Source organism: Paenibacillus sp. LK1 (assembly GCF_002750415.1).
In the GTDB taxonomy this organism is placed as follows: domain Bacteria; phylum Bacillota; class Bacilli; order Paenibacillales; family Paenibacillaceae; genus Paenibacillus; species Paenibacillus taichungensis.
Map to the genome: position 1 here is coordinate 311,030 of NZ_PEII01000006.1, position 19,390 is coordinate 330,419.

Genomic DNA, 19,390 nt, shown 5'->3' on the forward strand with positions numbered 1-19,390 from the left:
AAGTTACTTGACTAAATGAATTTAATTACTTAATATCAATAACAACAGAAGAAATTAAACCAAACGGTACAGGATGGTGTCAATATGGGTTTTATGGATAAATTATTTGGAAAAACAAACAACAACACACAAGAGGAGGAAGAAACGATGTCGAAACTTAACATTGGAATTATTCTTGGGAGCACACGTGAGGGGCGTTTGAGTCCACAGGTTGGAGAATGGGTAAAGCAGATTGCGGATGCACGTGGTGATGCCAACTATGAAATCGTGGATATTGCTGATTACAAGCTGCCTCTCTTGGGAGAAGCGGATGCAACGGAGCAGGCTACTGCTTGGAATGTGAAGCTGGCAAGTCTAGATGGGTTCGTATTCATTGTACAGGAGTATAATCACAGCATCTCCGCATCACTGAAAAATGCTTTGGATTATGCCCGTGAGGCATGGAATAACAAAGCTGCCGGGATTGTCAGTTATGGTTCCGTAGGTGGTGCACGTGCAGCAGAACATCTGCGGGGCATTCTAGGTGAGTTGTCGGTTGCTGATGTTCGTGTTCATCCGGCACTGTCGCTGTTTACCGATTTTGAGAACGGAACGACCTTTAAACCGGCCGATCTGCATCTGACCAATCTGAACGGCATGCTGGATCAGGTGCTGTCCTGGAGCGGAGCTCTAAAAACGGTACGTTCATAAGTACATGTGAGTCTACGGTTCTCTTTACAAAGGAATTAAGAGACTGATACTGCGATTCGAGTGACATCGTTATCTATATCTATGTTAAATGGCAGTTCTCCATTCGGGAGAACTGCCCTTTGCTTATATCTAAGCGATAAGATGCATCGTTTAGCAGATGTTCGGTAATGCAGAGAGTTATGACACCCAAAGAATTAGACGATACCTTGCGCAAGCATGGCGTCTGCCACTTTCAGGAAGCCAGCGATGTTCGCTCCGGCAAGCAGGTTACCTGCGCAGCCGTACTCATCCGCTGCCTGAACACAGCTAGTGTAGATGTCAGACATAATGTCATGCAGCTTGGCGTCCACTTCTTCAAATGACCAGGACAACCGCATGCTGTTCTGCGACATTTCAAGTGCGGACACGGCAACTCCGCCAGCATTAGCCGCTTTGGCTGGTCCAAATAGAACGCCTTCTTTGTGGAAAACGTCAATCGCAGCCAGAGTGGAAGGCATGTTCGCTCCTTCACCGATCGCTTTAACTCCGCCTTGCACGAGCAATGCAGCAGCCTGTTCGTCGATTTCATTTTGTGTTGCACAAGGCAGCGCGATATCACAAGGGATAGACCAGATGCCTTCACAGCCTTCGGTATACACGGCATGTGGATGCTCTTTGACATATTCGCTGATCCGCAGACGATCAACCTCTTTTAATCTTTTTACGGTATCCAGATTGATTCCTTGAGCGTCATAGATATAACCACCAGAGTCACTACACGCCACAACATGAGCTCCAAGCTCCTGAGCCTTCTGAATGGCATAGATGGATACATTACCCGAACCGGAGACAACCACCGTGCTGTCCTTGAAGCTCAGTCCTTTGGATGCCAACATCTCTTTTACAAAGTATACGCATCCGAATCCTGTAGCTTCCTTGCGTGCAAGACTTCCTCCGTACAGCAAGCCTTTACCTGTGAGTACGCCAGCTTCGTGTCCGCCACTGATACGTTTGTACTGTCCGAACATATAACCGATTTCCCGTGCACCTACACCGATGTCGCCGGCAGGTACGTCCGCATCGGAACCGATATATTTGTACAGCTCAGTCATGAAGCTTTGAGTGAAACGCATGACTTCCAGATCTGATTTTCCTTTTGGATCGAAGTCGGAACCACCTTTACCACCGCCGATTGGCAGGCCAGTCAGGGCATTTTTGAAAATTTGTTCGAACCCAAGGAATTTAACGATTCCCGAATAAACGGAAGGATGGAAACGAAGTCCACCTTTGTAAGGCCCAATAGCGCTGTTGAACTGAACACGGAATCCACGGTTTACTTGTACCTTGCCTTGATCATCTACCCAAGGCACGCGGAACGTAATGACACGTTCTGGCTCAACAAGCTGTTCAAGCAAGCCATTCTCCCGATATTTCGGGTGAGCTGCAATGACAGGAATAAGCGAGTCCAGGATCTCTTTGACAGCCTGATGGAATTCACTTTCCTGTGGATTTCTGGCGATAACCGATTCGTAAACGGAATGAACATACTCTGCGGCAGTTACTTGAGTTGAATCCTTAGTTATAGTCGACACTTTTTCAATGCACTCCTTTATTGTGTTAAAGTCTTGGGATGGCTATTTGTATAAATTGCATAAAAGTTTGTAGTTAAATATACAGGAAACAAAATAAAAATACGAGATGAAAACCCATAAAATGTTTTTTATGACGTTATTAAAATCTTCTATGGATCTGTCATATGATGTAAAGGTTAAGTTTGGAAGCTGGATTGACGCCCTTTTTATCATTATACAACGCAAAGTTAACAGAATAGCTGGATTAAAAAATTTGTTTTGGTAAGATGGTAGTAAGACCGCGGTATCCGTGGTTTTTTTATCTATATGAAGGAGGAGAACAACATGATGAAGAAAAACATGCGAATCAACATGGAGAACAGGGCTTGTATAGGAGGTGAGATTTATTATGAACCATAGGACCTCCTTTCAAAATTGCAGAGAAATGCTGGTGAACCAGCTCATTATATTCGGTGAAGAGAAAAGAACATTTCTCGACGCCTATTTTGACGTGCGTGACCCGGAACGTTCGCAGATGGAACGACTGCTCGCGAACTATACGACGTGTGTGGAGAAGCTGCTCCTTGGTTCGGATGAAGCTCTGGAATCGGTGGTACTTATCGGTAGTTTGATCCGTTTTGAGTACGTTGACTTCCATACATCTGATTCATTCACCATTGTTATGCCAGATGACGCGGACCCGGATGCGGGACAAATTTCATTCCTCTCCCCTGTGGGGCGGCAATTATTGCTTGGGCTCAAGGGAGAAGTGAGGTCGATTAATATACCGGCTGGCTCCATGCGAGTACGCATTACGGATATTACGTTAAACAAAGAGTCCTTGAATCGGATGTCCACTGGGGGTGCAGATCATGCACTTTAAAGAGACGGATTTGCCGGGAATTGGACGCAAGTATTGGCTGCACACACGAAGCGGTGAGCATCTGGTCATTGTCATCCATAATGACGAGCGACGTGACCTGTTTCACATGGAATCAGGCGATTCACCTGAAGAACTGGGAGATATGGTGTCACTGGTCACACTGGATGATGATGAGGCACGTGCGGTTGCTGCTATTGTCGGTGGCATGACGTACAAACCAACCTTTCAGGATGAGCGTGAAGTTATGCTGGAGGGACTGTTAATTGAGTGGCTCCGTATTGAGCCGCATTCAGAGAGCATAGGAAGAACGATCGGAGAACTGAATATTCGCCAGGCAACAGGAGCAGTTATTCTGGCTGTGGTGGAGAAGAACAGGACGAAGCAGTTTAATCCAGGTCCGGACTATATCTTTACCGCGGGGGCTACGGTTGTTGTCGCTGGTGATCGGGATCAGATCAAACTGTTAAAACAGTTGTTATCCAATGGACGGCTCTAGCCTATGGATATGCTCATATTCGAAGTGGGAATTGCCGTTGCGCTGATTACACTTACGGGGCTGATATCTGCAAGATTACGATTTTCGGTCATTCCTTTCTATATTCTGATTGGTATGGCTGTTGGACCGCATGCACCACAGATCGGCATTGTGGATTTGCGTTTTATCGAAAGCTCGGAATTTATTGAATTTATGGGCAGGCTGGGTATCCTGTTTTTGCTCTTTTATCTGGGATTGGAATTTTCGGTCTCCCGCCTGATGAAGTCAGGCAAAGCCATTCTGACCGGAGGTATGTTCTACGTTGGCCTTAACTTTGCTTCCGGTCTGCTGCTGGGATGGTTCATGGAACTGCCACTCAAAGAAACATTAGTTGTCTGTGGTATTATGACGAGTTCTTCCACAGCTATTGTGGCTAAAGTACTCGTGGATCTGAAGCGCACGGCGAACCCGGAGACGGAGATTATTATGGGCATGATCATGTTTGATGATCTATTCATCGCCATCCATATATCGATTCTGACGGGGCTTGTACTTAGTGGGGCTACCTCATTCCTCAGCGTCTTGCTCGTATCCCTGTCTGCGCTGCTCTTTATTGTGCTATTTCTGATCATAGGCAGGAAATGCATCAAATATATTGATAAGGCACTCAACATCAAGTCATCGGAGTTATTTCTGCTTACGGTTATGACGCTGCTCTTTTTGGTGGCTGGTTTCTCGGAAACGTTGCATGTAGCCGAGGCGATTGGAGCTCTGATGATGGGGCTGGTTCTGGGGGAATCCAGACATGCCAGCCGAATTGAGCATCAGATTATGCCCTTCAAAGATTTCTTTGGGGCCATCTTCTTTTTCAGCTTTGGCCTGACTATTGAACCCTCGACCCTTGGCGGGGCCGTTGGAATGACCGTGATTGCCGTTATTCTGACCATTGCCAGCAACTATGGTGCGGGCATGATCGCTGGCAGACTCTCTGGGATGACTCCCAAGGCTTCTCTCAATGTGGGATTCACGCTCGTATCCCGTGGAGAGTTCTCTATCATTATGGCGAACATCGGCAAGGCAGGAGGCCTGATGGCATCCATTCAGTCTTTTGCCGTGTTATATGTGTTGATTCTGGCAGTGCTTGGCCCGATCCTGACGAAAGAATCACCTTGGATCTACAGTCAATACGCTCGCTTGAGGAAAAGAATGAGGGGGAAAGAGACGGGATGAATTGTGCATCTGTTTGCCACGTCTTTACAGCGTAGGTTGGTACACAGATGCAAACACGCATTGAATCTAATCCATTGTTTAACCGTAAACGCCACACTGCTTGGAGTATATCTCTCCTTGGTGTGGCGTTTATTGTATCGGGACCGGGGAATTCATGAAAGTTGGATTCGAATGTTCTCTATATGAACCGCGACCCCGCCCACTTGAATCTTGGTGATTTCATTGGAAATGCCCAGCGTTAATCTGGCACGAATCTCCGAGGGGCGGTTCATGGTGTATCCTTGTCTAATCGTATAAGTTGTATCGTGGGGATCTGAAATTTGGTTGTTTTTATGTAAATAACAGAGTAAAGCACCGTTAGATGTACCAGTTGCGCTCTCTTCCGGGATATCGTAAAGGGGAGCAAAGTTCCGGCATTCTGCGAGAGTGCTCTCTTTATCTGGTTTGAGTGCAAATACGTGATAACCTACGACATGGTTAGCTTTGCTAATTTCAGCGATAAGCTTAAAATCAGGAATGATTTTTGACAGCAGATCAACATGGTTAACCGCAATCAAGATATCGCGCAATCCGGTAGATACGATCTGTACAGGTAATTCAGCGTGTAAATCATGTGTGGAAATACCCAGAGAATCTGCAATGCCTTGTCGGTCAACGATCTCTCCAAACTCCGGAAGCGCCTGAGACAAATAGACTTCACCATTGTTGTGGACAACTACTTCAAGTATTCCGGCTAACGTCTCCAGCGTGTATACACCTACATCAACGATATGTTGTGCTTTCATTAAATAAAATAAGGCAATCGTTGCATGTCCGCATAGATCAACTTCATCACTAGGGGTGAAGTAACGAACTTTGAAATCAGCCTGATCGGATGGCATAACAAACGCGGTCTCTGAGAATCCAACTTGTCTGGCAATCTCCTGCATCTGGGAGTCGGACAAGTGTCCTGCTTGTAAAACAACGCCTGCGGGATTTCCGCCTAGAGGCTTATCCGAAAATGCATGTAACGTACTTACTTCAATTTCCACATTCCTACCTCGCTTGTTCAGTTATTTAGGTTCAACTGTACTACATTATATCATGGTTACTAATCAGGCTTGTGAACCCAAACCTGCTGCGAATTCATGAATATAGGTCAAATGAACGTCCGGGAAGGGTAATGAAGAAGGAGAGTAAACGATAATGCTATGGAAAGGCTGGGATCTCTAATGAAAGCAATTGTGATTGAAAAGTTCGGTGGAGCAGAACAATTGAAGGAAAAGGAAATGCCCAAGCCGGCATGTGGAGTCAATCAGGTGCTAATCCGCATTCATGCTACTTCTGTGAACCCGGTGGATTTTAAAGTCAGACAAGGCCATATGAAAGAGGCAGCGGATTCTTTTCCACTTATATTGGGCGGGGATGTTGCCGGTACGGTGACTGATGCGGGTTCGAATGTGGCAAGGTTCAGAGCGGGAGATCGCGTATTTGCTCGTCCTCGTCATTTCGGGACTTATGCAGAATATGTGGCCGTGGATGCGGACATCATTGCCCGTATTCCGGAAAATCTGAGCTTTGAGGAAGCAGTTGCCATACCTCTAGCCGCCATGACGGCCTGGCAGGCACTTGTTGACCATGGACGGCTTGCCAAAGGGCAGAAGGTTCTCATTCACGCGGGAGCAGGTGGTGTAGGAACCTTTGCTATTCAGATTGCCAAATATCTTGGCGCTGAAGTGGCTTCCACGGCGAGTGAATCGAATGAAGAGTTGCTTCGTTCGCTGGGAGTGGACCATTTTATTAATTATAAAAAAGAAGACTTCTCGGAGATTCTCTCCGGGTATGATGTCGTGCTGGACACGATGGGTGGCGACATTCAGCGTGATAGCTTCAAGGTATTGAAGGCCGGTGGACATCTGGTATCCCTTGTGGGACAGCCGGATAAAACGCTGGCTAAGGAAGCAGGTGTAACGGCCAATGTGTTCATGATGGAACCCAAAGGGGATCAACTCGATCAGTTGGCTGAGCTCGCTGCTGAGGGCAAGCTGAGACCTATCATTGATGAGACATACCCCTTGAGTGAACAAGGACTGCGTGAAGCACACGAAAAAAGCGAAACCCATCATACACGCGGGAAACTGGTCATTCGAGTAGAATAGGTGAGGATTAACCGCTGAATATTTCAAATTTAAAAACTTTACTGACGGAAGATGTCAGTGAAGTTTTTTTATACTAGGGGTATCCACTAGAAGGGAAGTGCACGATGCATACAAAAAAAGCATATCTTTATGTATTTGATACGATGTCAGACTGGGAGGTAGGTTATTTAATTGCTGAACTAAACTCGGGAAGGTATTTTAAGAAAGGGCTGGCGGCGATAGAGGTGGTTGCTGTTGGCGTTGATAAAAGTCCGGTGACTACCATGGGGGGATTGGAAATATTACCTCGCATTTCAGTTGAAGAGTGTAAGTTGGAAAGTACGGATGTATTGATTCTTCCAGGCGGGAATACTTGGATGGAATCCATTCACGAGCCAATATTAAAAAAAGCTTCGACATCTTTGGAAAAAGGTCATGTTGTTGCGGCAATATGTGGTGCAACCGTTGGACTTGCGAGGGTGGGATCGCTAGACTCCAGAAGGCATACAAGCAACGATCTGGAATATTTGAAAATGATTTGTCCTCATTACATTGGAGAAAAATACTATGAAATGGTACCGGCCGTAACGGATGGCAATTTAGTTACTGCATCGGGCATAGCTCCGTTGGAATTTGCGATGCATGTATTGAAGGTGCTGGATGTATTTACTCCGGAGACTTTAGATTCGTGGTTCAATCTATATCAGACTCATGAAGCAAAATACTTCTTCGAGTTAATGAATTCTATTAAATAGCTGACATTTCGATATGTTCGCATGGAGTGGAATAAGATATAATAGTAACAATTTATTCCATTCTATGTATGAGGTGATTCGGATGTCCAATGAGCTCATTCAAGCGATTCAATTATTAAAAGAAAAGAAGTGGGTGGATCTGACCCATACGTTTGGACCGGAATCTCCGCATTTCTCAGCTTTTGATGCTGCAGCATTCGATACGTTGTTTAATCACGATCAAGGTTTCTTTGCCCAGAGTTTCAGATTTCCTGGTCAATATGGTACGCATCTGGATGCGCCAATTCACTTTGTGCGGGATACCCGGTATCTCGATGAACTGGGGTTGAAGGAGCTTGTGCTACCGCTGGTGGTCATTGATCAATCTGAGGCTGTTGAGAGCAATCCGGATTTCACGCTGGATGTCGATCATATTCTTGAGTTTGAAAAAGAGCATGGCGTTATTGAAGCTGGCAGCTTTGTAGCACTGCGTACCGATTGGAGCAAACGCTGGCCCAGTCATGAAGCATTCGACAACAAAGATGCTGAGGGAAACAGTCATGCACCCGGATGGTCAGTCAGTGCGCTAATGTTTTTATTCGAGGAAAGAAAAATACAGGCGATCGGCCATGAGACCTTCGACACTGATTCAGCTGTAGACTATCAAAAGAACGGGGCACTTCTGGCAGAATATTATGTACTTGCCCAGGATACATATCAGGTAGAGCTGTTAACGAATCTGGATCAGGTACCAGCCAAAGGTGCGGTGATCTTCAATATCGTACCTAAGGCCGAAAAGGCGTCCGGCTTTCCAGTGCGCTCGTTTGCTATTTTACCGTAAAACAAAGTTGAACTTAGTATATTGCAAAGGACTCACACACAGTTCTTTCCGAATGATTCGCATAAGTAAATAACTAGGGAGGTGTATTCCTCCTCTAATTGTTGAGAAACCCAGGTCATTTCTACGACCTTGGGTTTTTCTTCTGTTCAGCTAGAACTGCTGATATGGAATACTCCTATGGGCAATTGGATCAATCTTGTGTTAACATGTGCACTAACTAACCCAATAGCATGATTAAGAAGGGGATACCATGTCCATTCGAATAAAAATGTTGCTGTCCTTCACGGGTATGCTCGTCATAAGTCTGCTGTTCATCCTACTTACAGCTAGTCTGTATACGATTGCTGCAACAGGCGATCTGCAGGGTTTTCGCGATATTTACAAAGTACATTATCAGGTGAATCCACTCACGGAACAGGGAGAATCGATCTTTCAAGAGATGAAGTTTCTGGCCAAAAATGATCCAGACGAGCTGCAGAACAAGGTTTTGCTGCGCGAGTACGACATGAAGCTTCGAGCCGAGAAGTCTGGGCTATACGTCAGACGGGAGAATAACCAGATTTTCGAATCGTTGACCTTCAACCAGCCAGAACTGAAGCAAGCACTGCCTGCCTATGATCTCAACAATTATCAGATTCGCAGCACCTTTAATATCAGTGAGCGATTCTATGCATATGCGAAATTTGATTTTCAATATTCAGATGGAGAAAGAGGAAGTATCTTCGTTATTCGTGAGAGAAGCCCATTTGCAGAGCTTACTCGCAAGCTGCTACCTATGATGTCACTCCTGCTCATCGGCGTTCTCATTATCGCGAACCTGCTCTTATTCCGCTGGATCACTCGCAGCTTTATTAAGCCATTGAATCAACTGCGGAGCTCAGCCGAACATATTAAAGATGGGAATCTGTCCTTCAAGCTCCAACTTAGCTCCAATGATGAAGTTGGACAACTCAGCGAAGCGTTCGAGAGCATGCGGACTCAATTGCAGCGCTCCAATGAGTTGCGACAGCAAGACGAAGCGAATCGCAGAGAGCTCATCTCCAATATTTCGCATGACCTTCGCACACCGATCACCAATATTAAAGGTTATATTGAGGGGATTCGTGACGGAGTGGCCAACACTCCGGAAAAAATGGAATCATACGTTAATATCATTCACTCCAAAGCAGTTAGCATGGATAAGCTGGTGGATGAACTGTTTCTGTATTCAAAGCTCGACTTAAATCAGGAACCTTTCCTGTTTAAAGTGGTAGATCTTGTCGATTTCCTGGAAGACAGCATTGAAGAGCTCAGATACGATCTGGAGGACAAAGGGGTGGCTTTGGATTGGGATAATCGGGCATCTGGACCGGTCATGGCATCTGTTGATCTGGATAAATTAAAACGCACCGTTGTCAATGTAGTGGATAATGCCCTCAAATATATGGAGAATGACCATAAACGATTCGGGATTACACTTCAAGCAGATGAAGAATGGACTACGATAGCCTTTAAGGATAATGGCAGAGGAATACCGGAAGAGGCGCTGCCTTATATATTTGAACGCTTTTATCGGGCAGAGCAATCTCGCAATTCCTCAACAGGCGGAAGTGGATTGGGGCTGGCGATTGCCCGTCAAATCATTGATGAACACGGAGGCTTCATCTGGGCGAAAAGCAAACCCAATGACGGAACGGTCATTTATATCAAACTAAAACGGTTGAATGAAGAGGAGGAGATTAACGGTAATGACAAACATTTTGATTATTGAGGACGAAACAACGATTGCGGAATTGGAACGGGACTATTTCGAACTCAACGGATTTTCTGTAGAGCTCTGCCATAACGGAGATGAAGGGCTTAAGCTGGCTCTGGAGGGGAGTTACAATCTAATTATTGTTGATCTGATGCTTCCTGGCCTGGATGGCTTCGAATGTTGCAGGCGCATTCGTGAGGTGAAAGAGGTGCCGATCCTTGTCGTCTCCGCGAAGAAGGAGGAGATCGATAAGATTAGAACGTTCAATTTGGGTGTTGATGATTTTATTACGAAGCCGTTCAGTCCAAGTGAGTTGGTTGCAAGAGCGAAAGCTCATTTGACCCGATATGAGAGACTGCTTGGCAAAAGTAAACCAGCCGAGCAAGATGAAATCCACATTCGTGGGCTTCATATCGATAAGGGAGCGCGCCGCGTTTTTGCTAATGGCGAAGAGGTAGCAATTACAACCAAGGAATTCGATCTACTCGTATTTCTTGCGAGTCATCCGAACCGTGTATTCAGCAAATCCGATCTGTTCGAGCGGATCTGGAGCATGGATTCCAGCGGAGATATTGCGACGGTTACCGTCCATATTCGTAAACTGCGTGGGAAGCTGGAGGCAGATCCGAAAAATCCGGAATATATTGAGACCGTCTGGGGTGCGGGCTACCGGTTCACCGTATAAGTTTCGAGAAAAATTAGATTGAGTTTATAGTTTGTTAATATTTTTGTCCTTGGGAGTTTCTTTTTGTCCTCTATTCTATAGATACAGGCAACTTCAACCTATAGAGGAGGAATTCAAATATGAATCCTATAACCCGAAAAATGGCTACATTTTTAACGATAACTGCATTAGGCACAGCAGTATTCCCGCTAACTACCAATCAAGCACATGCAGCTACATACGTTACTAACGTTGCAGCTACAGCGACACAGCTTACCAACCAGCAGATTGAGGTCGCCATCAAGGAACTGAACAGCTTGGGGATCATGAACGGTTACGCCGATCAATCCATGGGTGAACATAGAGCTATTACCCGCGCGGAATTAGCATCACTGGTATTCAAAACGTTTAATCTGGAGGAGAAGAAGGGAGAAAGCGTTGACTTAACGGACGTTAATCCTGACGCGTGGTATGCACCGTATGCATCAAAGCTCGTTGAACTTGGCATCATGCAGGCGAATAACGGACAATTCAATCCACACAGTCAAGTGACGGATGCAGAACTCGAACAGGTCGTATCCAAAGCGATGCAGCGTGACGTGAAATCCGTTCACCATTGGATGAGCACGTTCTATTCCGAGAACGGTTCGACCACACGCGGCGAAACAGCGGTACTGTTGCAAACGGCACACCAGGCTATTCCCTCGGAGCAGGCTCAAATTCAGAGCGTTAGATCGCTGAATGCCATTACGTTAATTGTGACGTTCGACAAGCCGCTGACAGCAGCGGATGAAGTATTTTCCAAGGCACAAACCGACTTTGCGCTCAGTGGTGGGTTGACATTGACCAACATGCCTCGTCTGAAAACAGGGTCCATCGCAACTTACATCGTTCCAACGTCCGTTCAACATGCAGGTGAAGTATACAGTCTCACTTATAAAGGCCACGATGCTGGTTCCTTTGAAGGCAGTGGCACGAAACTAAACATGACGACGGCTAATCAAATAACGAATGATACGTTCGAGATTGAAGCACTGCAAGAGAACGGTGTAGTGGATTATGGCTATATCATTTCAGCATACAGCGGTGGTCGAGGGGCTAATGCGTTTGTGTTGAATGACCAAGAACAAGCAGGAGGCAAAACGTATCAAATTATCTCCTCCATGCAGGCAAGACAAGTCGTGATTACGCCAGAAGGTGGCGAGCCAATCGTTGCCAAATATGTTCCGTTCACGCAATCGACAGATGGCAAACAAGAACCGAAGTTCCGTTTGCCTGAAGGACAAACATTGCAATCCGGTGTGACATATACGGTTTCTTCTGACTGGGCGAACATCAATAACGCTTCATTCACCGCAAGGTCGTTTGATTCGTTGGAGGTTGCGAGTGCCCAAGCTGTGAGTGAAACTTCAGTTGAAGTTACGCTGGCGCAAGATCCTGGAGATGAACTGTTCTCAGGTCGAAGTGTAACATTAACATCACCTAACGGTGACGTTCTGACAGCGACATATAAATATTCAAGTCGGAAAGGCGCCACGGGCGTATTCGACCTTGTTAATGATGGCACGTTAATCTCAGGCACGACCTATACAATAAGTCCAGTTGGGGATTGGAGTGTCGCTTCTTCGGTAACAGTGACACTGTAGTAAGGGAGGCAGTATGAATAAGTCGCTGATGATAATTATCCTAATAAGCAGTATGTTCGTCGTTCAGGGCTGCGTGCCTGAAGTGAGAAACGACTCGAAGGTGGAGGAGAAGTTATCGGATTCACCGGATGAGCTGTTGTTGAAGGCAGCAGAGGGAAGAGACACCGAAAGTATTGAAAAATGGATTCAAGAGGGCGCCAATATCAATGCTCAGGATCAGAGCGGAAGAACAGCTGTTATGATTGCAACGTACAACAATGATCTGGCATCAGCCACAATGTTAATTGAAGCGGGTGCAGATATTAATGTACAGGATGATATGAAGAATAACCCATTTTTGTATGCTGGCGCTGAAGGGTACTTGGATATTTTGAAGCTGACGATTGAGGCGGGAGCCGATCCAGCGATAACGAATCGATATGGAGGAACTGCACTGATTCCGGCTTCGGAGCATGGATACGTGGATGTGGTACGAGAACTGCTGACCCAAACGTCAGTGAATGTGGACCATATTAATCAATTGGGATGGACAGCACTGCTGGAAGCAATCATTTTAAACGATGGCAATAAAAAACAGCAGCAGACGATTCAATTACTCATTGATCATGGAGCAGACGTAAACCTTTCGGATCGTGATGGAGTGTCACCGCTCATTCATGCTCAGAATAAAGGCTTCAAGGAAATCGAAGCGATTTTGGTCCGGGCTGGTGCGAAATAAAGTATTGTTTTTATTTTGCATAATTCAATTTTCTTACTCCAGGGTAGAGAATGTGAACAAGAAGAAGTATCCTGATCCATACAACGTCTAGACGAATAGGCATTCATATAAATAATAAAGGAGGCGTAGTACGCCTCCTTTTTATGTGGTTACTTTTGATCCGAAGAGGGATCTTGATTGAATCGTTGTGAAATTTTCTTCTCTGTCTTCTTACGCCGAACCCAGCGCTTGAAGATACTTTCTTCTTTTCTTCCCTGAAGTGTTTCCTTCATGCCTTGGATCATAAATTCGGATCTTCGTCTGTCGTCCCGACTAATCTCGCGTAGTTCCTTAATAAATTTGTCGTCCATATCTGCCTCTCGCTCATTAAGTATATCTCTATTATACCGAACGTACGTTCTTTTATCAAGTTTTACCATAATCGAATTTTTTGGGATGATTTTAGTGAGAAAGAGCACAGGATTCAGCCCTCTCCATATGTGAAAATGGAGTAGAACGTTCAGTAAAATCTGTTTCATGTCTGGAGGGTGAGGGATGAGAACTAGTGATGATGGAATGAAACGTGAATGTGTACCTGAAAGATCGTGGGCGCTCATTATGATGCAGGGGTTCCTGGCCATTGGTGCGATCATTGGAGGAGGAGCACTCATTATCGATCCATCGGGAAATCTTGTTAAGATGCCGAATTCAATGTTGGAACACTCCCCGTTTGGCAGTTTTCTAATCCCGGGAATTATACTAATGTTGGTTCTTGGTGTTATGCCAATGATCATTGCCATTTCACTCCTTCGTCGCATTCACTGGGAAATAGGTGAAAAACTGAATCTCTACCCGAATCAATACTGGGGATGGACGTTCTCCTTATATACGGGATTTGCTCTGATCATCTGGATTATGATACAGGTATACTGGATCCAGCATGTATCCGTCATCCATCTGGTCTATTTTGCCTGGGGAGTGGGTATCCAGATCGTCACTCTGTTGCCTGACGTACAACGAAGGTATCAGGCAGACTGCTCATCAGCATAATCTATCTCTCTATAAAATAAAACGGCTGTCATCCGGATCTTGGAGTGATCCAGTTGACAGCCGTTTATCTTTGTTGTTACTTGGAAGCCTGGTAGGCGCTCAAAAATTCTTTCACTTTTGCCGGATCGGACTTCAATTCATTCCCGGTCTGCACGAGTGGACTTACTGTAGAGTATGCCTTAAGTTTGTTGTTTTTGTAGAACTGCAAAATGTCATCCTGATTGATGGAGTAGAGCACGGATTTTCTCAGATCACTGCTCTTGGCAACTTCCCGATTGGCTGTGTTGAACAACAGATAGGAAACCGCATTGCTCGGAATGCTCTGCAATTGCAATTTGCTGTCATTTTTGATGATGTCATACTTTGTTTCGGATACTCCGTAGTACAGGTGGATTTCACTGCTGCGAAGAGCAGACAACGCACTGTCAGCATCGGCGATGAAACGAACATTCACCTGAGAGATTTTGGGTGCATATTCGGAGCCTTTACGGTAGCCGGGATTCTGATAGAATACACCTTCGTAATCATTTTTATATGCCAAGATATATGGGCCGCTGGCATACAGGGTGTTGTTGTACGCAGCACCTTCAGTCACGGTATTTTGATCGCCGTAAGGAATGTCTTTATTCACGTCAAACGAAGCTACATCATACGTATTGATGCTCTCAACCTGCTTTTTGGACACAATGCCAGCAGATTGGTGAGCCAGATAGTTCAATACTTGCGGGAAAGGTTCCGTGGTTGTAAGTTTCACAACTTGATACTTTCCGGCAGCGTTATCGGCTTTGTTTTTGTCCGCGACCAGTTCCGTAATTTTGGTGCCAAGCCCTTGTTCCAATGCTTCTTTAACCGTACCGCTGCCACTGGATTGCTGAACGGATTCCAAGGCGCCCAGATCGGTTACCAACTCGGCTTCCTTGATATGTTCGTGCAGGCTGTATGTCCGGTGATCCGGTACGGAATCTTTGTTTTTGGCGCGATCGAGAGAGAAGATGACGTCATCTGCACCGACACGTTCTCCCGTATCTACCGCTTTTTTATTATCAATCTTGGCAAAGTTGATATCGTCTCTGAGAATGAAGTAATACTCCGAGTTACCCTCAGCAATGCTGAAATTGTGGGAGAGGGAACCCTCTGGTGTAAGTTGATCGTCATCTGTCAGGTTAACGAGACGTACATAAATGTTGGTGTTCAGTTGGTTGATGGAACCGTCATTTCCTTTGATCGGGTCAAGGGAAGTCAGGACGGAAGCAGTTTGCGTCAGAATTAATGGTTCTTTTGTATTTTTGGAGCTGTCTTTGAATTCAATCGGTTCCCATGCCATGGCGCGGGATTTGGACAAGCGAACGGTGTCTACATTGAGAATGTCTTTGTTCACAGCCTGACTTTTCAGGGAAATGTACAACGGAGCGATATAGGCCTGATCGGTTACCAAGCGATCCTCCAATTGTTTATACGTATCCTTGTATTCGTCCGGAGTCTGAGTAGCAGCCTGGTCAATTAGCTTATCGATTTCTTCATCAGCCAGAATGCTGTAGTCTCCGCCTGTTTTGAAAAGTGAACGAACTGCATAGTCCGGATTCCCGGTTACCGTTGTCCAGCTGGACAGCGCAATGTCATAATTGCCTGCATCCTGCTGGGATTTGTAGCTGCCGTAATCTGGCTGCAGGTTCAGCTTAACATTGAAGCCATTCTTGGTGAGTTGGTCCCGGATAATGTTCACGTCATTTTCGGAAGAGCTCTGAGCCAATAATTCGATGTCTACCGGTTTTTGGTTTTGCGTGTTTTCTGTTGTATCCGATGGTGAGGATTCTGACTGGGATTCCGTCTTGGTCTTCACACTGCAACCGGAGACCACAAGGACAAAAGTTAATAGTAGTGCTATAAGCATACGTTTTTTCATGAAAATACCTCCAGATAAGTTCATAATCAATGGAATTCAATTTGAGCTGAATATTGTAGGGAAGCGGTTAAGCCTTTTCGAGCTTCGGATCAAGCGCGTCGCGTAGTCCGTCACCCAGAAAGTTGAACGAAAGTACGAGCAGAATGATCGCAAGACCGGGATAGATGGCCAGATACGAATGGGTTTCCAGATACGTGCTGCCCAGCTTGAGAATATTGCCCCACTCGGGAATATGCGGCTCCACGCCGAGCCCCAAATAACTCAGACTGCTGGTGGCAATGACCGCTCCGCCAATCGTAAGTGTAGACTTGATAATCATGGGTGCGAGCGAGTTTGGAATAATATGTTTGAAAATAATGGAGCGATTGTTGTAACCCAGTGCACGTGCAGCTTCAACAAATTCAAACGTAGATACATAGAGCACACTAGCCCTCATGGTTCGTGCATAAGTTGGGATCGAACCCAAGCTGAGTGCGAGAATAAGATTGACCGTATTGGCCCCGAACGCCGCAATGATGGCGATAGCGAGCAGAATACCCGGAATAGCATAGAGAATATCCAGCAGTCGCATGATGATATTGTCTGTGTGTCTCCCATAGAATCCCGAGAAGGCTCCGAGAATACCGCCTATCAGTACCGGAATCAGAGTTGACATGAATCCTACGATCAATGATATACGGGCACCAAATACAATCCGGGAAAATAAACATCGTCCAAAGTCATCCGTTCCCAAGGGATAGGCGAGCGATGGAGACTGAAGCAAGGCCGAGTAGTTATTTTCTACAGCCATGCTGTAATCAAAAGTAAAGAAGCTGCAAATCGATATCGAGAACAGGAAAATGATAAAAAACAAACCGGACATTGCCGTGACATTCGGAGCAAGACGCTCCCACAGATCATTCCAGAAGTTGGATTTTTGTTTACCCTGTCTGCGGATTCGTCCAATGATGGAAATACCCAGCAGCAGTGCAAACACATTTCCTGTGACCGAAGTCAGAATCAGGATCACGCTCACGCCCAGCATCCAGCGTGGGATGGTCGAGGCTGACGTATACCGGGATACGATAAACAGCACCACCAGATCGATGACAAGCACAAGTACGAGCACAGCCATAGCTGGCAAAAACGTATCCGCAACATATGCTTTAAACATATTGAGTGCCGAGACCCCAATAACGAACAGCTGGGTCAGCAGCATATACACCGCAAATGTATACTCAATGCTTTTTGTTTTCTTGATCAGATGAAAAGCGGCCGTCACGATAAAGATATTGCCTGAAATGATACCCAACAGCTGGACCCAGGCGAGTCTGCGAGTCAGCACAGAGATTGTCCCCTGCCGAATCAGGTCTCTCCGAATCCGGAGCGTCAGCACACTCTGGACCAGCGTGAAAAATAGGTAGATTCCAAGCGCAGTCAGCAGAAATGGTCTGAACTCCTGAAGGCTCCAGTCATAACTGTTGAACAACAGTAACACCGACAAGAGAAGGGAAGTGACCCAGGCGAAGCTCGCCTGACTGTACTCCTGTGAAGACTTAAGCCGAAAACTCATTTCTTGTGTAAGTGAACCCGATTTTGTCATAGTGCACCTGCTTTAATATTGTTTCATCTTGGAACGAACCCTGGGATCGACAAAAGCGTACAACAGATCTACCACAACATTAATGATGGAGATTGTAATCGCTGTGTATATGACCCCGCCCATAATGCTCGGAATATCAGGGATAAACTGTTTATCCACAATGTAGCTGCCAAGTCCGCTGATATTAAATACTTTCTCCGTTACAGCCGCCCCGCCAAGCATGCCTCCGAATTGAAGACCTACAACGGTTACGATTGGAATTAGCGCATTGCGCACAGCATGTTTCAGCAGAACCTGTCGTTCACTTAATCCTTTGGCACGAGCAGTCATCACGTAATCCTCATGAATAACTTCCAGTGTGGAAGACCGAGTCATACGGGCCACCGCAGCGGTTAATCCCGTTCCCAGAACAATCGTTGGCATAATAATAGATAGCCAGTTCTGTGGATTGAAGGTAGCCGGAAGCCACTGCAGCTTGATCGAAAAATTCAGGATGAAAATCAGTCCTTGCCAGAAATTCGGAATCGATAATCCAATCAATGCAATAAACATGAATGTGTAATCAAACAGTGAATTGGGCTTGATCGCCGAGATGATGCCGATTGGCAATGCAATGACAAGGGCAAGCAGCAAGGAGATAACGGCCAGTGTTAACGTGATTGGAAACTTTCTGGCGATCGTAGCCGTGACATCTTCATTCCCTGAAAAAGACTTACCGAGATCAAATAGCGCTATGCCCTTGATATTGTTCCAGAGCTGGACAAGATAGGGCTGATCCAGGCCATAGACATGGTTAAAAGCTGCGATCTGTTCCTGTGTCGCTGTCTCTCCGAGGATGTTGGCCGCCGGATTGAATGGGGACAGGTACAAGATGGTGAATACAAGTGTAGCTACGCCCAAAATGACGAATACCGTCATCAGAATTCTTTCGAATATGTACTTTAGATAAGGATTGCCATACAAAAACATCATGGCGTACATCAGACAGCCCGGAATAACTGATATCGCAAGGAACCAAGGTTTATCAATCATCGATTGGAATGTATCAGCCATCGTCAGGCGCTGTTTTCCCTGTTTCTGAAGCTTGCTGAACGTTCGTTCCTTTAACTCCTTCTGAACGGATTCCTCCAGCCATTCCTCCGTCTGACGCTTAAACTCTGCCTCACTAACTTGCTGCCGAAAGAAATGGTGTTTACGCCTCAACTGTTCTTCAACGTCCATTCGAAGTTTATCCCGGTAAGAAGTGGAGAGCATATCGCGCTCAACAGCTTGTTGAACCACGGCCCAGTCATCCCTTTTTCGTCTTGATTGCCAGATCAGAAGCACAACCAAATTAACGGGCAGTCCGAGAATAAATAGAACATATCGATAGGAGGGATGAAGCAGCATTTTGCCATAATTAAATCCCAGGGTGTAAACAAGCTGTGACATTTTGCTGCCTTTTGCAAGATTCAAACCATGCGAGCCTCCTTTCATCTCATTTTAAATTGCATTATTCCGATTGATATAGTATATATTATTTAGAGTCTATTTAATTGTCAAGGTATGGAAGAGTATACATATGAGCACATGTGAAAATATGGATGAGGGCTG

General features: G+C 45.6%; 18 protein-coding genes. 12 read left to right on the forward strand and 6 right to left on the reverse strand.

Going from position 1 to position 19,390, the window contains the following annotated elements; all coding sequences use genetic code 11:
- The first annotated feature begins 147 nt into the window (after nucleotides 1-147).
- A complete protein-coding gene (locus tag CS562_RS15980; protein ID WP_076288277.1) occupies nucleotides 148-690 on the forward strand; it encodes an NADPH-dependent FMN reductase in 543 nt (180 codons plus the stop codon).
- Between the two features lie 194 nt (nucleotides 691-884).
- On the opposite strand, the gene gdhA is transcribed toward CS562_RS15980, so the two are convergent.
- Nucleotides 885-2,261: an NADP-specific glutamate dehydrogenase gene (gene gdhA, locus CS562_RS15985; protein ID WP_076287928.1), complete on the reverse strand. Its 1,377-nt coding sequence runs from the start codon at nucleotides 2,259-2,261 to the stop codon at nucleotides 885-887.
- A gap of 388 nt (nucleotides 2,262-2,649) precedes the next feature.
- On the opposite strand from gdhA, the gene CS562_RS15990 reads away from it, so the two are divergent.
- From CS562_RS15990 to CS562_RS16000, 3 genes are read left to right on the forward strand one after another with little or no spacing between them, the layout of a single operon-like run.
- Nucleotides 2,650-3,123, forward strand: a complete 474-nt coding sequence (locus CS562_RS15990) for a GreA/GreB family elongation factor (RefSeq protein WP_099857076.1) — start codon at nucleotides 2,650-2,652, stop codon at nucleotides 3,121-3,123.
- Nucleotides 3,113-3,619: a cation:proton antiporter regulatory subunit gene (locus CS562_RS15995; RefSeq protein ID WP_099857078.1), complete on the forward strand. Its 507-nt coding sequence runs from the start codon at nucleotides 3,113-3,115 to the stop codon at nucleotides 3,617-3,619. The genes CS562_RS15990 and CS562_RS15995 overlap by 11 nt, the downstream gene beginning before the upstream one ends.
- Nucleotides 3,620-3,622: 3 nt before the next feature.
- Entirely contained in the window at nucleotides 3,623-4,828 is a 1,206-nt protein-coding gene (locus tag CS562_RS16000; RefSeq protein WP_099857080.1) for a cation:proton antiporter, read from the forward strand.
- Nucleotides 4,829-4,980: 152 nt separating this feature from the next.
- Here the strand turns inward: CS562_RS16000 and CS562_RS16005 are convergent, their stop codons facing one another.
- Nucleotides 4,981-5,859 (reverse strand): PhzF family phenazine biosynthesis protein, encoded by an 879-nt coding sequence (locus tag CS562_RS16005; RefSeq protein ID WP_099857082.1) that lies wholly within the window; start codon nucleotides 5,857-5,859, stop codon nucleotides 4,981-4,983.
- A 180-nt stretch (nucleotides 5,860-6,039) separates the two neighbouring features.
- Between CS562_RS16005 and CS562_RS16010 the strand changes: the two genes are divergently transcribed.
- From CS562_RS16010 to CS562_RS16040, 7 genes are all read left to right on the forward strand, one after another.
- On the forward strand, nucleotides 6,040-6,966 hold the full coding sequence (locus tag CS562_RS16010) for an NADP-dependent oxidoreductase (protein WP_099857235.1): 927 nt from the start codon (nucleotides 6,040-6,042) through the stop codon (nucleotides 6,964-6,966).
- Nucleotides 6,967-7,070: 104 nt separating this feature from the next.
- Nucleotides 7,071-7,700 (forward strand): type 1 glutamine amidotransferase family protein, encoded by a 630-nt coding sequence (locus tag CS562_RS16015; protein WP_099857084.1) that lies wholly within the window; start codon nucleotides 7,071-7,073, stop codon nucleotides 7,698-7,700.
- A gap of 82 nt (nucleotides 7,701-7,782) precedes the next feature.
- The gene (locus tag CS562_RS16020) at nucleotides 7,783-8,520 is read left to right on the forward strand and encodes a cyclase family protein (protein WP_076287935.1); all 738 of its coding nucleotides are present in this window, start codon (nucleotides 7,783-7,785) and stop codon (nucleotides 8,518-8,520) included.
- A 250-nt stretch (nucleotides 8,521-8,770) separates the two neighbouring features.
- Nucleotides 8,771-10,270, forward strand: coding sequence for a sensor histidine kinase (locus CS562_RS16025; protein WP_099857086.1), 1,500 nt, complete (start codon nucleotides 8,771-8,773; stop codon nucleotides 10,268-10,270).
- Nucleotides 10,248-10,940: a response regulator transcription factor gene (locus tag CS562_RS16030; protein WP_090903764.1), complete on the forward strand. Its 693-nt coding sequence runs from the start codon at nucleotides 10,248-10,250 to the stop codon at nucleotides 10,938-10,940. Before CS562_RS16025 ends, CS562_RS16030 begins: the two co-directional genes overlap by 23 nt.
- A gap of 119 nt (nucleotides 10,941-11,059) precedes the next feature.
- The gene (locus tag CS562_RS16035; protein WP_099857088.1) at nucleotides 11,060-12,565 is read left to right on the forward strand and encodes an S-layer homology domain-containing protein; all 1,506 of its coding nucleotides are present in this window, start codon (nucleotides 11,060-11,062) and stop codon (nucleotides 12,563-12,565) included.
- A gap of 13 nt (nucleotides 12,566-12,578) precedes the next feature.
- The gene (locus tag CS562_RS16040; protein ID WP_099857090.1) at nucleotides 12,579-13,283 is read left to right on the forward strand and encodes an ankyrin repeat domain-containing protein; all 705 of its coding nucleotides are present in this window, start codon (nucleotides 12,579-12,581) and stop codon (nucleotides 13,281-13,283) included.
- Between the two features lie 149 nt (nucleotides 13,284-13,432).
- Here CS562_RS16040 and CS562_RS16045 read toward each other — a convergent pair whose 3' ends face one another.
- Nucleotides 13,433-13,633 carry a hypothetical protein gene (locus CS562_RS16045; protein WP_063565515.1) on the reverse strand — a complete coding sequence of 67 codons (201 nt, stop codon included), beginning with the start codon at nucleotides 13,631-13,633 and terminating at the stop codon, nucleotides 13,433-13,435.
- Between the two features lie 184 nt (nucleotides 13,634-13,817).
- Here CS562_RS16045 and CS562_RS16050 point away from each other — a divergent pair, with 184 nt between their 5' ends.
- Nucleotides 13,818-14,312 (forward strand): hypothetical protein, encoded by a 495-nt coding sequence (locus tag CS562_RS16050; RefSeq protein ID WP_257219507.1) that lies wholly within the window; start codon nucleotides 13,818-13,820, stop codon nucleotides 14,310-14,312.
- Nucleotides 14,313-14,388: 76 nt separating this feature from the next.
- On the opposite strand, the gene CS562_RS16055 is transcribed toward CS562_RS16050, so the two are convergent.
- The 3 genes from CS562_RS16055 to CS562_RS16065 form a co-directional block, all read right to left on the reverse strand.
- Nucleotides 14,389-16,215: an ABC transporter substrate-binding protein gene (locus CS562_RS16055; protein WP_099857092.1), complete on the reverse strand. Its 1,827-nt coding sequence runs from the start codon at nucleotides 16,213-16,215 to the stop codon at nucleotides 14,389-14,391.
- Between the two features lie 67 nt (nucleotides 16,216-16,282).
- Nucleotides 16,283-17,797 (reverse strand): ABC transporter permease, encoded by a 1,515-nt coding sequence (locus CS562_RS16060; protein ID WP_099857094.1) that lies wholly within the window; start codon nucleotides 17,795-17,797, stop codon nucleotides 16,283-16,285.
- A gap of 12 nt (nucleotides 17,798-17,809) precedes the next feature.
- Nucleotides 17,810-19,252: an ABC transporter permease gene (locus CS562_RS16065; protein WP_099857096.1), complete on the reverse strand. Its 1,443-nt coding sequence runs from the start codon at nucleotides 19,250-19,252 to the stop codon at nucleotides 17,810-17,812.
- Nucleotides 19,253-19,390: the final 138 nt, after the last annotated feature.

Coding starts and splice junctions, on each gene's coding strand:
- CS562_RS16010 (WP_099857235.1), top strand. CDS start 6,040: ATGAAAGCAATTGTGATTGAAAAGTTCGGTGGAGCAGAACAATTGAAG.
- CS562_RS16060 (WP_099857094.1), bottom strand. CDS start 17,797: ATGACAAAATCGGGTTCACTTACACAAGAAATGAGTTTTCGGCTTAAG.
- CS562_RS16030 (WP_090903764.1), top strand. CDS start 10,248: ATGACAAACATTTTGATTATTGAGGACGAAACAACGATTGCGGAATTG.
- CS562_RS16015 (WP_099857084.1), top strand. CDS start 7,071: ATGCATACAAAAAAAGCATATCTTTATGTATTTGATACGATGTCAGAC.
- CS562_RS16040 (WP_099857090.1), top strand. CDS start 12,579: ATGAATAAGTCGCTGATGATAATTATCCTAATAAGCAGTATGTTCGTC.
- CS562_RS15995 (WP_099857078.1), top strand. CDS start 3,113: ATGCACTTTAAAGAGACGGATTTGCCGGGAATTGGACGCAAGTATTGG.
- CS562_RS16055 (WP_099857092.1), bottom strand. CDS start 16,215: ATGAAAAAACGTATGCTTATAGCACTACTATTAACTTTTGTCCTTGTG.
- CS562_RS16035 (WP_099857088.1), top strand. CDS start 11,060: ATGAATCCTATAACCCGAAAAATGGCTACATTTTTAACGATAACTGCA.
- CS562_RS15980 (WP_076288277.1), top strand. CDS start 148: ATGTCGAAACTTAACATTGGAATTATTCTTGGGAGCACACGTGAGGGG.
- CS562_RS16045 (WP_063565515.1), bottom strand. CDS start 13,633: ATGGACGACAAATTTATTAAGGAACTACGCGAGATTAGTCGGGACGAC.
- CS562_RS16020 (WP_076287935.1), top strand. CDS start 7,783: ATGTCCAATGAGCTCATTCAAGCGATTCAATTATTAAAAGAAAAGAAG.
- CS562_RS15990 (WP_099857076.1), top strand. CDS start 2,650: ATGAACCATAGGACCTCCTTTCAAAATTGCAGAGAAATGCTGGTGAAC.
- CS562_RS16050 (WP_257219507.1), top strand. CDS start 13,818: ATGAGAACTAGTGATGATGGAATGAAACGTGAATGTGTACCTGAAAGA.
- CS562_RS16000 (WP_099857080.1), top strand. CDS start 3,623: ATGGATATGCTCATATTCGAAGTGGGAATTGCCGTTGCGCTGATTACA.
- CS562_RS16025 (WP_099857086.1), top strand. CDS start 8,771: ATGTCCATTCGAATAAAAATGTTGCTGTCCTTCACGGGTATGCTCGTC.